Annotated in this window: 13 protein-coding genes; 7 read left to right on the top strand and 6 right to left on the bottom strand. The window is 26.6% G+C overall.

The genetic code is table 11. The features are described from left to right. Nucleotides 1-5 precede the first annotated feature (5 nt). From citF to citC, 3 genes are read left to right on the top strand one after another with little or no spacing between them, the layout of a single operon-like run. Entirely contained in the window at nucleotides 6-1,565 is a 1,560-nt protein-coding gene (gene citF, locus MHL31_RS10725; RefSeq protein ID WP_240225951.1) for a citrate lyase subunit alpha, read from the top strand. Further along, nucleotides 1,558-2,940, top strand: coding sequence for a triphosphoribosyl-dephospho-CoA synthase (locus tag MHL31_RS10720; RefSeq protein ID WP_240225950.1), 1,383 nt, complete (start codon nucleotides 1,558-1,560; stop codon nucleotides 2,938-2,940). The genes citF and MHL31_RS10720 overlap by 8 nt, the downstream gene beginning before the upstream one ends. Continuing rightward, nucleotides 2,937-4,022 carry a [citrate (pro-3S)-lyase] ligase gene (gene citC, locus MHL31_RS10715; protein ID WP_240225949.1) on the top strand — a complete coding sequence of 362 codons (1,086 nt, stop codon included), beginning with the start codon at nucleotides 2,937-2,939 and terminating at the stop codon, nucleotides 4,020-4,022. Before MHL31_RS10720 ends, citC begins: the two co-directional genes overlap by 4 nt. Here citC and MHL31_RS10710 read toward each other — a convergent pair whose 3' ends face one another. The 4 genes from MHL31_RS10710 to MHL31_RS10695 all read right to left on the bottom strand — a co-directional run bounded on the left by MHL31_RS10710 (nucleotide 4,023) and on the right by MHL31_RS10695 (nucleotide 7,582). Then, nucleotides 4,023-4,466 carry a GNAT family N-acetyltransferase gene (locus MHL31_RS10710; RefSeq protein ID WP_240225948.1) on the bottom strand — a complete coding sequence of 148 codons (444 nt, stop codon included), beginning with the start codon at nucleotides 4,464-4,466 and terminating at the stop codon, nucleotides 4,023-4,025. It abuts the gene before it with no gap. Between the two features lie 3 nt (nucleotides 4,467-4,469). Then, nucleotides 4,470-5,378, bottom strand: coding sequence for a cation diffusion facilitator family transporter (locus MHL31_RS10705; RefSeq protein WP_240225947.1), 909 nt, complete (start codon nucleotides 5,376-5,378; stop codon nucleotides 4,470-4,472). Nucleotides 5,379-5,405: 27 nt separating this feature from the next. Next, nucleotides 5,406-5,843: a ribose 5-phosphate isomerase B gene (rpiB, locus tag MHL31_RS10700; RefSeq protein WP_240225946.1), complete on the bottom strand. Its 438-nt coding sequence runs from the start codon at nucleotides 5,841-5,843 to the stop codon at nucleotides 5,406-5,408. Between the two features lie 797 nt (nucleotides 5,844-6,640). Next, nucleotides 6,641-7,582: a diacylglycerol kinase family protein gene (locus tag MHL31_RS10695; protein ID WP_240225945.1), complete on the bottom strand. Its 942-nt coding sequence runs from the start codon at nucleotides 7,580-7,582 to the stop codon at nucleotides 6,641-6,643. 113 nt (nucleotides 7,583-7,695) lie between these two features. Between MHL31_RS10695 and rnr the strand changes: the two genes are divergently transcribed. From rnr to tatA, 4 genes are all read left to right on the top strand, one after another. Continuing rightward, nucleotides 7,696-9,939 carry a ribonuclease R gene (rnr, locus tag MHL31_RS10690; protein ID WP_240225944.1) on the top strand — a complete coding sequence of 748 codons (2,244 nt, stop codon included), beginning with the start codon at nucleotides 7,696-7,698 and terminating at the stop codon, nucleotides 9,937-9,939. A gap of 64 nt (nucleotides 9,940-10,003) precedes the next feature. Beyond that, entirely contained in the window at nucleotides 10,004-10,429 is a 426-nt protein-coding gene (locus MHL31_RS10685) for a copper resistance protein NlpE (protein WP_240225943.1), read from the top strand. An 87-nt stretch (nucleotides 10,430-10,516) separates the two neighbouring features. Further along, on the top strand, nucleotides 10,517-11,191 hold the full coding sequence (locus tag MHL31_RS10680) for a head GIN domain-containing protein (protein ID WP_240225942.1): 675 nt from the start codon (nucleotides 10,517-10,519) through the stop codon (nucleotides 11,189-11,191). A 64-nt stretch (nucleotides 11,192-11,255) separates the two neighbouring features. Further along, a complete protein-coding gene (tatA, locus tag MHL31_RS10675; RefSeq protein ID WP_305802691.1) occupies nucleotides 11,256-11,453 on the top strand; it encodes a twin-arginine translocase TatA/TatE family subunit in 198 nt (65 codons plus the stop codon). Between the two features lie 73 nt (nucleotides 11,454-11,526). Here tatA and MHL31_RS10670 read toward each other — a convergent pair whose 3' ends face one another. Both MHL31_RS10670 and MHL31_RS10665 read right to left on the bottom strand, forming a co-directional pair. Continuing rightward, nucleotides 11,527-11,844 carry a heavy metal-binding domain-containing protein gene (locus MHL31_RS10670; protein WP_240225941.1) on the bottom strand — a complete coding sequence of 106 codons (318 nt, stop codon included), beginning with the start codon at nucleotides 11,842-11,844 and terminating at the stop codon, nucleotides 11,527-11,529. Continuing rightward, nucleotides 11,844-12,767: an SPFH domain-containing protein gene (locus tag MHL31_RS10665; protein ID WP_240225940.1), complete on the bottom strand. Its 924-nt coding sequence runs from the start codon at nucleotides 12,765-12,767 to the stop codon at nucleotides 11,844-11,846. The genes MHL31_RS10670 and MHL31_RS10665 overlap by 1 nt, the downstream gene beginning before the upstream one ends. Between the last annotated feature and the right edge of the window lie 77 nt (nucleotides 12,768-12,844).

Below are 12,844 nucleotides of genomic sequence, written 5' to 3'. Positions count from 1 at the left end.
AAGATATGAAAAATGTTATAGGTCGTGAAATTCCTGAATATATTGAAGGTGTTGGAAAAATAGATATGTTTGTTGGTGCTTGGGAAAAACTTAAAAAAGGGTGGATGGATGAAGTTACAATTCCACCTCCAAATAAAGCTAAATTACCACATCAAAGTAAAATTTGTAAAACCTTAGAAGAAGCAATTATTCAAACTTCTCCTAAAGATGGAATGACGGTTTCTTTTCATCATCATTTAAGAAATGGTGATAATATTTTAGTTAATTCTATAGAAATTTTAGCTAAAATGGGTATAAAAAACATCACTTTAGCTTCTTCCTCACTAAACGAAGTACACAATCCAATTTTAAAATATTTAAAAGATGGAACCATTACTAAAATATGGTCTTCTGGAATTAGAGGTGAAATAGGTAAAGCCATTTCTGAAGGTGTTTTAGATTTACCTGTAACCATTCACTCACATGGTGGTAGAGTAAGAGCCATTCATACAGGAAAAATTAATATAGATTTAGCTATTATAGCTGCATCAGCTGCAGATAATGAGGGAAATGCAACAGGTTGCAAAGGTAAATCTGCTTTTGGGTCTATGGGATATGCAAGCATAGATACACGCTATGCAAAACAAGTAATTGTGGTGTCCGATAATATAGTTGATTATCCTTGTATTCCTATTTCAATTACTCAAAATTTTGTTGATTATGTAGTAAAAATAGATTCTATTGGTGATGCTTCTAAAATAGCAACAGGAAGTACTCGTATTACAAAATCGCCAATTGATTTAAGAATTGCAAAACTAGCTGCAAATGTAATTGAACATTCTGGCTCTTTTAAAAATGGCTTTTCTTTTCAAGTTGGGGCAGGAGGTGCATCTTTAGCCGTAGCGAAATACATTCGCGAAAAAATGAAAAAATCTGAAATAAAAGGTAGTTTTATTTTAGGTGGTGTAACTTCTTATGGAGTTGATATGTTAAACGAAGGCTTGTTTAATACCATTTTTGATGTGCAATCTTTTGATGCCGCCGTTTGTTCATCGCTAGTAGAAAATAGCCATCATATCGAAATTCCAGCCGCTTTATATGCCAATCCGTTTAATTGTGGATGTATGACAAATAAATTAGATATTGTTGTATTAGGAGCGCTTGAAATTGATACAAATTTTAATGTTAATGTAATTACTGGCTCCGATGGAACTATTAGAGGTGCTTCTGGTGGACATAGTGATACCGCTTCTGGAGCAACTTTAACAATTGTAGTTTGTCCGTCTTTTAGAGGTAGAATACCAATAGTAAAAAAAGCAATTCATACAGTAGTTACTCCTGGTGAATCAATTGATGTTTTAGTAACTGAAAGAGGTATTTGTGTTAATCCTTTAAAACCAGAATTAGAAGAAAATTTAATAAAAGGAGGTTTAAATATTCGTAAAATTGAAGATTTACAAGAAGAGGTAGAATCTATTGTAGGAAAAGTTCAAGAAATTGAATTTACAGATAAAATAGTTGGTTTAATTGAATATAGAGACGGAACCATAATAGATGTTATTAGGCAAGTAAAACACCATGGTTAACTCCCAAAAAATTTTAGAGAAAATATTAAACGCTAGAGAAAATAGAGCGCAACAACGCGCGCAATTTTTAAAACAACAATTTAACACTTTAAGTTTATCTTTAAATATACCTGGATATCCAAAAAGCAATGAGTTAATTTCTACATTTTTTTTAGAAGTTAAAAATAACTTAATCAATTATTTACAAGCAAATCGCGTTGAATTAATTTATGAGAAAGAAACCTTAATTGTAGACGAAGCAGGTGATTTTTTTATAATTCCTATTGCTAAAAATTCTAAAATTAACGTGTTAGAATTAAAAATTTTGACAGAAAATTTTGAATCAACACAAACTTTGGGTCGTTTAATTGATGTTGATATTTTTAATGATTTAGGTGTACCAATTAGCTCTGGAAAAAAGAAACTGTGCTATTTTTGTGGTAAACATGCTGCAATTTCCTGTATGCGTAATAAGCGACATACAAAAGAAGAAATTAGAAATTTAATTTTTAATGATCTCAAAAAAATACAAGCTATTTCTATTAAAAATAAGCGTATTAATACCTTAGTTGCATTTGCTTCAAAAGCTATTTTATATGAAATTTCTTTAAGTCCAAAACCTGGTTTAGTTTCTTTTAAAGATACGGGTTCGCATACAGATATGCATTTTTTCACGTTTTTAAATTCTGCAGTAGCACTAACACCTTTTTTTAATAAATTTTGCGAATTAGGCTATGCATATACAGGAAAAATAGAAGAAATTTTACCAAAAATTAGACATATTGGTATAAAAGCTGAACAAGAAATGTTTAAAGCTACCGGAAATGTAAATACTCATAAAGGTATTATATTTTTATTCGGAATTTCTCTTTTTTCAATAGCAAAAATAATTTCAGAAAATAATAGATTTTCAGATACAACATTTAAATATTTAGTAATTGAAATTAGCAATGGTATTGTTAAAAATGAATTAGAACTAAATTCAAAAAAAGTTGCAACACATGGCGAATTAATGTATAAAAAATATGGAAAATTAGGTGCTGGTATTCGACAAGAAGTTGCTGAAGGATTTCCAAGCGTATTTAAAAATGCACTCCCTTTTTTAGATAAAAATTTTAAGAATCACCAAAAACTGAATCAAGAAGAAATTCAAGAAATATTACAAACAACTTTATTGCATATTATAAGCCTAAATAACGATAGTAATATTTTATATAGAAGTAATTTTGAAGCACTTACACACGTAAAAAAATTAGCAAAAAATGCAATTCACTCAAAAAAATCATATATTGAATTGTGTAATTATTGCAAAGAAAATAATATTTCACCAGGTGGATCTGCAGATTTACTGTCAGTTTCCTTATTAATTCACTTTGTTAAAAACGCGCAATTATGATTTTTGAAGATACCGATTTTAGACAAGAATTATTAGATACAGAAAACCCATTGGATGTAAAACTTTTGCAATCATTTTTAAAAAAGTATGATTTTGATTTTAATCCAGAAGAAGTGGATTTTACAATGATTGTTTATAACTTAAATGATGATATAATTGGTACTGGATCTTTACGTAAAAACACTTTAAAATATGTTGTAATTGCACCCGAATTTAGAGAAACTACTGCTTTTTCACTTGTAGTTACTTATTTAACTGATAAATGTTTAGAAAACTATAAACAGTGTTTTGTATATACAAAACCTAATACTTCAAAATTATTTAAAGCTTTAGGATTTTCGTTAATAACTACTGCAGAACCTATATTTGCAGTCTTAGAATTTGGGTATAAAACCATTAAAGATTATCAAAAAAAATTAGAAAAATTAAAAGTAAAAACTCTTTCAGATAATATAGCTGCAGTTGTAGTTAATTGTAATCCGTTTACCGTTGGACATCGTTATTTAATTGAAAAAGCATCAAAAGAAAATGAACTTGTTTATTTATTTGTTGTTAGTGAAAATTTATCTGTTTTTCCTTTTGAAATACGTTGGAAATTAATTGAAGAAGGTATTGCTGATTTAAAAAATGTAGTAATGTTAGCTACTGGACCTTATATTGTTTCTGGTGCAATTTTTCCAAATTATTTTTTAAAAAATGAATCTTGGAATTTAGTTTCTCAAAAACAAGCTGAAATTGATGTAAATATATTTACAAACTATATTGCTCCAATTTTAAACATAAAAAAACGATACATTGGAAGTGAAAATTACTGCTTAACAACCAAAGCATATAATACTGCAATGCATAAAATTTTACCAGAAAATGGTATAGAAGTTATTGAGTGTGAACGTATTTCTATAAATGATAAAACAAATTTTGATAAAAATTATATAAGCGCTTCTAAAGTAAGAGAAGCTATTAAAGATGATAGATTAAAAGAAGTTTTAAATTTTTTACCAGAACCGACTAAAAACTTTTTACTTTCTAAAGAATCTGCTAATATTATTACTAAAATAAAACAAAGTACTGCACGACATTAATTAAAGTAGAACCATTGCAATATGAGGAATATTATCTTCTAAATAGGCTTTACCTATTTGTTTAAAATTATGAGATTCGTAAAATTCTTTTAAATATTTTTGAGCTGAAATTTTAATATCTTTTTCGTTAAAAATATTATAAATGGCATTAATAGAATAATCCATAATTATATGTCCGTATCCATATTTTCGTTCACTTTTTTTAACAAGAACCCTACCAATACTAGCTTTATTAAAATAATCACCTGCTTTAAAAATTCTGGTATATGCAATAATTTTATTGTTTTTAAAGCCTAGAATATGCAAAGCTTTTTGATCTTTAAAATCAATATCTTGGTACACACAATCTTGTTCAACTACAAAAACTTCACTTCTTAATTGCAGTAAATTATACAATTCATTTGTGGTTAATTCTTGAAAATTTTTAACTTTAATTTCTAGCATAAATTACTGTTGATTTATTAAATCTTTTTTATCATCTCTAATAAATTCTGGTTGGAAATTACAATGATTTATTTCAAATTTATCAAGTAAATTTTTTTCTATTTTTTCGCAGATAATATCAAATTCAGAAAGTTTTATATCGTTTGTAAATTCTAAATGTGCTTCTAAGTGGCTTCCTTCATCGTTTAATTGCCATATATGAACGTGATGGATATTTTTAATTCCTTTAATTTTTAAAACTTCACTTACAACATCATCAATTTTTATATGTTCGGGAGCAAATAACATTAATATTCTAATTGATTTTAATAAAATTTCCCAACTCATATAAATTAAATAAATAGCTATTATTAAAGTTAATAAAGCATCTATCCAATAAATATGATAATATTTCATTAATAAACCACCAACTAAAACAGCAATAGAAGTAAGCATATCAATAAATAAGTGAATGTATGCCGATTTCATATTAAGGTTATGATCAGCATCTTTTTTAAGTAAAATTACACTTAAACCATTTGCTAAAATTCCTAAAAGAGCTAACCAAATAACTAAATTAGATTGAATTTCTGTTGGTGTATTAAACCTAATTATAGCTTCATATCCTAAAAATAAACCAACAACAATTAAAGTAGTAGCATTTATAAATGCAGCAATAATTTCTGCACGTTTATAACCAAAAGTAGATGTTTTAGTGCGTTTTTTGTTGTTGGCTAATAAATTTGCTATATAGCTAATAATAAGAGAAATAACATCTGAAAAATTATGAACAGCATCTGAAATTAAAGCTAAACTACCAGAAATAAAACCACCTATTAACTGTGCAACTGTTATAGCTACATTTAGTATAATTGAAAATAATAAATTTTTTCCAGTTATTGTGGGATGATGATGTTCATGGTTATGTCCCATTTTAATTGCTTTTTTTTACTTAAAAAATTAACAACATTTTGTTGGTATTTTTTCAATTCTATTTTGGTGTCTTCCACCTTCAAAAGGAGTGTTTAAAAATACTTCTACAAAACCCAAAGCTTGTTGTAAAGAAACAAAACGAGCAGGAATACTTAATATATTAGCATTATTATGTAAACGTGTAAGTTCTACCAATTCATTATTCCAACAAAGCGCTGCACGTACACCTTGGTGTTTATTAGCAGTCATTTGAGCTCCATTTCCACTTCCACATAAAATAATTCCAAAAGTAGCTTCTCCAGTTTCTACAGCATTTGCTACAGGATGGATAGCGTCTGGATAATCCATACTATCGTTTAAATCGGTTCCAAAGTTTAAAACTTTTATACCTTTACCTTCTAAAAGTTTAATAATTTCGAATTTATACTGTGTTCCAGCGTGATCGTTACCAATTGCAATTACCATAATTATTGTTTTGTTAATAAGATTAGAGTACAAAAGTACAAATTCACGCTTATTAACAGTAAAAAAAGTAATTGTTAATAGTATTTTTTAAAATATTGATTTACAATTGATTTAAATTTTACTAACAATGTGGATAAGTTTATACTTAAAAAAGAAAACTTTTTTTTGATATATAAATTAAAAAGATTAATGCTAAAACGTACTTTAATTTTCCAAATTTATTTATTCATTTTTAATTTCAAGTTATAAACATTTTTTAAACCGTTATAAACATTTTTTAAGCAAAATGTTATTCAATAAATTGGTTAATTAACACTATTAACATAATGTTAATAACCTATATAATTTTATTGATTTTTAAGCTATTAAAAAAATATAACTTGTTAGTTATTTTTAATAAGTGATATATCAAAATTTAAAAGTGCTTAGTTATTGTACATATTAACAAACTATAATAACAAAAAATATTTTTTAAAATTTTTAAAATTCTTTTTATAATATATATATATGTTAATAACATCTATTAAAATCAAATTTTAAATTAAAAAGTAAAATGATTTTAAAAATTAATAGTAAAAGTTATAATTATAGTTTTAAAACTTGAGTAGGTAGGGTAACAATTTCAATACAGTCTTGAGAAGCAAAATAAGTATTAATACTATTTACTGTAAAATAAATACCTATAAAAAATATAAGTAGAAATAAAATTATTATTTTATATAATGGTTTCATTAATTAGGTGTTCTATCTTATAGACGAATTAATTTAACATTTATTACAATAAAATTAAGAAAATTTTAACTTTTTACTTCTTTAGTAGTTTTTGGTATAATAAAAGACAATGTTTTAGGTAATAATGCTACCTTAAAATCTCCTGAACCAATCAATTCTCCATCTGCTTGAATATACGTTTTATTACTATCTAAAACTTTAACTTCTAGTTGCTTAGTTTTGTAATTTTCTACAAATTTTTTATCGGTTATTTTCCCATTAAATAAACCTAAAATATTTGCTAAAAGTTGAAAAAACGTAATATTTTTTACAAAGGTTATATCAAAATATCCATTTGTAGTACTCTTATTTTTAGTTAATTGCATACCTCCACCAGAATATTTACAAATACCAATAATTAATAATAAGGTAGTACTTTTTAAAACAGTAGTATTAAATTTTATTTCTAGTAATGGTTTTTTAAAACTAAATAAACCTACTAAACCACCAGTTAAGTATGCTAAAGAACCTAAATTTTTGTATTTATGAACTTTATTAACAACAAAGCCATCAAACCCAATTCCTGCTAAATTATTAAAGTAAATAACCTTATTTTCAGGTTTTAAAGTCATTTTTCCAATATCTTGTTGGATCGTATTTTCGGCTTTAATTATTTGTATAGCTTCTTTGTAATTTTTAGAAATTTTGTATGTTTTTACCCAATCATTACCAGTTCCAATAGGAATTATTCCAATTTTTATTTCAAGAGTATTTAGTTTATTATTTAAACTTAGAATACCGTTAACAATAGCATGTAAAGTTCCATCACCACCAACACTAATAAATTTTTTAAATCCTTTATTAATAGCATTTTTAACTAAATCTTCTGCATGAAATTTATGTGTTGTAAAAATATATTCAAAATTAAATTGTTGCTGTTTTAATTCGTTAAAAATTAAAGGCCATTTCTTTTTTGAAGCTCCATTACCAGAAGTAGGATTTATAATAACAAACCATTTTGAATTCATTTACAACCAAATTAAATAGTGTTACAAAATACAAATAGTTATTTATATAACTAATAATTAACGTAGTTGAAGTGTAATTATTTGTACTTTTGATAATAATTAAATAAAAATAAATGTCGAAAAGAAAATTGAATTACAAAAAAAAAGGAAACATAATCAAAGATTTAACTAGAAAAATTTTACAATTGTTAAATCATAACGGTAATTCTTTAAATTATAAACAAATTGCCGCTAAATTAGCTATTTCAGATGCTAATGGACGCAACCAAATTATTCAAAAATTAGAAGAATTAAAGGGACAAAAAAAAGTTGAAGAAGTTGAAAGAGGAAAATTTAAAGTTGTTCCTAAAGATAAATATTATATTGGTGAATTAGATGTTACTTCTAATGGAAACGCCTATTTTATTTGTGATGAATTAGAAAAAGATATCTATATACCATCGCGCAATTTAAATAAAGGTTTAGATAAAGATACTGTAAAAATATATTTATATAACCGTAGAAATAGTAAAAAACAAGAAGGTGATGTTGTAGAAATTATTAAACGTGCAAAAACTGAATTTGTAGGTGTTTTACAACTCAATAAAAATTTTGGATTTTTAATTGCAGACGATTCTAAAATGTATGCCGATTTATTTATTCCAAAAGATAAATTAAAAGGTGCTGAAGATGGTGTAAAAGTATTAGCAAAAATGACTGATTGGCCTGGAAATTCTAAAAATCCTTTTGGTGAAATTATAGAAATTTTAGGTATGCCAGGAGATCACGAAACCGAAATGCATTCTATATTATTAGAGTACGGTTTACCATATAAATTTCCTGAAAAAGTAGAGGCTGAAGCAAGTAAACTTTCTTTTGAAATTACAGATAAAGAAATTGCAAAACGAAGAGATATGCGTAAAGATTTAACTTTTACCATAGATCCAAAAGATGCTAAAGATTTTGATGATGCCTTATCTTTTGAAGTATTAGAAAATGGAAATTATGAAATAGGAATTCATATTGCAGATGTTTCACATTATGTTCAAGAAAATACAATTTTAGAAGATGAAGCTTATCAAAGAGCAACTTCGGTATATTTGGTAGATAGGGTAGTACCAATGTTACCTGAAGTATTATCAAATGGAGTATGTTCTTTACGCCCAAACGAAGAAAAATTAACATTTTCTGCAGTTTTTGAAATGAATGATAAAGGACATGTTTTAAACCAATGGTTTGGTAGAACTATCACTTATTCCGATAAGCGTTTTGCATATGAAGAAGCACAAGAAATTATAGAAAATAATACTATTACTTCAGGTGCAATTGATACGGCTTCTTTAAATTGTGAAGTCTCTTCTGAAATTTCTATAACAGGTGAAGCTTATACAGTAAAACCAGAAATTGCTACTGCAATTTTAACGTTAAATAAATTGGCTAAAAAAATTCGTAAAAAGCGTTTACAGCAAGGTGCAATAACTTTTGATAGGGTAGAGGTTAAATTTAATTTAAATGAAAAAGCAGAGCCAATAGGCGTGTTTTTTAAAGAATCTAAAGACGCTAATAAACTAATTGAAGAATTTATGTTGTTAGCAAACCGAAAAGTAGCTGAATTTGTTGGAACAAAAAAAGGAGCTCCAAGTAAAAATACATTTATTTACAGAATTCATGACGAACCAGATGAAGAAAAATTACTATCGCTTCAAACTATTGTTAGTAAGTTTGGTTATAAAAATAAAATAGATTTAAAAAATAATAAAACTACATCTTCTTCAATAAATAAATTATTAAAAGATGTACACGGTAAAGGTGAAGCAAATATGATTGAAACACTTGCTGTTAGATCAATGAGTAAAGCGGTTTATACCACCGATAATATAGGTCATTACGGTCTAGCATTTGATTATTATAGCCATTTTACATCACCAATTCGTCGTTATCCAGATGTTATGACACATAGATTGTTACAACATTATTTAGAAGGTGGAAAATCTCCAAAAGCAGCACCTTACGAAGAAAAATGTAAACATGCATCTGAACAAGAATATATGGCTTCAAAAGCAGAGCGAGATTCCATAAAATATATGCAAGTAAAATATATGGAAGATCATAAAGATCAAGAGTTTGAAGGTGTTATTTCTGGTGTTACAGAATGGGGAATTTATGTAGAAATTATTGAAAATAAATGTGAAGGAATGGTCCGTATTCGTGATATAAAAGACGATTATTATTTATATGATGAAAAACAATATGCCTTAGTTGGACAAGCAACCAAAAATTTATATCAACTTGGTGATCAGGTTTTAATAAAAGTAAAAAATACAGATTTAGAACGTAAACATTTAGATTTTACTTTACTTGAAAAAATAGAAAAATAAAAATTACTATAAAGGCACAATTATTGTTTAGTTTGTTTGTTACTATGTTATAAATTTAAACTAAATGATAAAAAATAATTTAATAATTATATGTCTTGGAGTAGTTCTTTTAATTTCTTGTAAAGAGCATAAAAAAATTGAAAGTAATACTATAGAAAAAACAGATGTTGAAGCATCTATATCAAAAGAAAATGAATTAGTATTTGGAACTTATATTGGCGAAATTCCGTGTGCAGATTGTGATGGTATAACTAAAAAACTTACATTAAAAAAAGATAATACTTTTAGTATAGAAAGTATTTACAAAGGAAAAGGAAATGACCAATCTTTTACCGAAGAAGGGACCTTTAAAGTTGACAATAAACACATAATACTATCAATAAAAGATGCACCATCTATGTATAAAATTGGAACTGGTTTTATAGAGCAACTAGATATGGAAGGTAAACAAATACAAAGTTCATTAAACTATAAATTAATTAAAGAATAAACTACTAATAGAATTGCATTTAAATTTAAAAAGGTGTTAGAATTTTTAATTTAAATCCATTTTTAAAACAAAAAAAATTAAAATATCATGAAAAAATTAACATTATTACTTGTGTTTATAAGTACAATTACTTTTTCACAAGAAAAAATTATTACTAAAATAGGAGATTTTAATACTTTAAAAGTATATAATGGTTTAACAGTTGAATTAAAAAAAGGAACAACTTCAAAAGTAGAAATTACAGGTTCACAATCTAAAGATGTATCAATAAAAAATTCAAACGGTATATTAAAAATACGTTTACATTTTCCAGATAGTTTTACTGCAGAAGATGTAAAAATTGTATTATATTACAATAAAAACATTGATGTTTTAGATGCTAATGAAGGAGGAACAATTATTTCTGATGAAATTATAGAACAACAACTTTTAGAAGTTAAAGTACAGGAAGGAGCTAAAATTTATTTAGATGTTAATACCAAACATTTAACTGTAAAAGCAGTTTCTGGAGGTATTATTGAATTAAATGGAGTTACTGAAAATCAAAATATTGAAGCTACAACTGGTGGAATTTATGAGGGTTACGACTTACAAAGTAAACAAGCAATAGTTATTTCTGCTTCTGGTGCAACTGCCGAAGTAAATGCAAGTGAAATTTTAGATGCTAAAGTACGTTTTGGTGGTAATATTTATTATATAGGTACTCCAGAAACATTAAAAACTAAAAAAGTTATTGGTGGTGTAATTAAAGATAAAAACTAAAACTAGACTGTAATAAGTTAAGTTTTGATTTTATTACTATATTTGTAACTCAAAATTTTAAATTATGAATGCATTTTATATACTTTTAGGAATGGTTGGACCTTGGCAAATTGCAGTTATTGTTGTTTTAGTTTTATTATTATTTGGAGGAAAGAAAATTCCAGAATTAATGAAAGGACTAGGTGGTGGAATTAAAGAATTTAAAAAAGCTACTCAGGAAGAAGATGATGATGAAAATAAAAAAGTTGAAGATAAAAAGTAATTTTTATTACTTGTAAATATTAAAAAAACCTGTACAATTTGTACAGGTTTTTTAGTTTTTAAAACTGTTTATTTTAAATTTTAACAGCTGTTCCAGAGGCTGTTACCATTAACATTCCTCCATTTTTACCAACTGTTTCATAATCTAAATCAATACCAATTACCGCTGTTGCACCTAATTTTAAAGCTTGTTCTTCCATTTCTTTTAAAGCAGTTTCTTTAGCTTCTCTTAGTACTTTTTCATAAGATCCAGATCTTCCACCAACAATATCTCTAATTCCGGCAAAAAAGTCTTTAAACATATTTGCACCAATAATGGTTTCACCTGAAACTATACCTAAATATGCTTTAACAGGTTGTGTTTCAATTGTATTTGTTGTAGTTAATAGCATTATTTTTTAGATTTTTTAGTTTCACCTTCTTCAGAAGATTCTTGAACTTTATTTGCTGCTACTAAGCTAGTAACCATATCATTCAACATAGAACTTGCAGCATTTGGATTGTTTGGTAATAAAATTAAATTAGATTTAGTATCTGATCCAATGCTTTGTAAGGTATCATAATGTTGTGTAATTACAATTAGTGCAGATGCTTCTTGACTGTTAATACCGGCTCTGTTTAAAACATCAACACTTTCTTCTAAACCACGAGCAATTTCTCTACGTTGATCTGCAATACCTTTTCCTTGTAATCGTTTACTTTCAGCTTCGGCTTTTGCACGTTCCACAATTAAAATACGTTGAGCATCACCTTCGTGTTGTGCAGCAATTTTTTCTCTATCAGCTGCGTTAATACGGTTCATTGCAATTTTAACCTTTTCATCAGGATCAATATCTGTAACCAAAGCTTTAATAATATCGTACCCATACTCAAGCATTGCTTCTTTTAAATCACGCTTAATTGCAATAGCTATTTCTTCTTTTTTTTCAAATACATCATCTAGTATCATTTTTGGAACTTCTGCTCTTACAACGTCGAAAATAAAGGCTGTAATTTGCTCATGTGGGTTTTGAAGCTTGTAAAAAGCATCATAAACGTGCCCTTTTTGTATTAAAAATTGTACAGATATTTTTAAGTGTACAAAAACATCATCTTTTGTTTTTGTTTCAACAATAACATCTAATTGTTGTACACGTAAACTAACGCGTCCAGCAACTTTATCAATAATTGGTATTTTAAGTTGTAAGCCAGCGCCTCTAATGCTTTGATATTTTCCAAAACGCTCTATTACAGCATTTGTTTGCTGTTTAACGGTAAATAACCCTGTTACAATTATAACAAGAAGAATAAAAATAATAATATATGTTCCAACCATTTTTAAATTTTTAAAAAATTAATATTTTAAAGATACAACGTTTCAATTTCTAAATCAAAACTATCTTTACTAATAAG

The sequence above is a fragment of the Lutibacter sp. A80 genome, from assembly GCF_022429645.1.
Classification (GTDB): domain Bacteria; phylum Bacteroidota; class Bacteroidia; order Flavobacteriales; family Flavobacteriaceae; genus Lutibacter.
The sequence above is the reverse complement of the archived record's forward strand: the minus strand, read 5'-3'. Positions and strand labels throughout refer to the sequence as shown.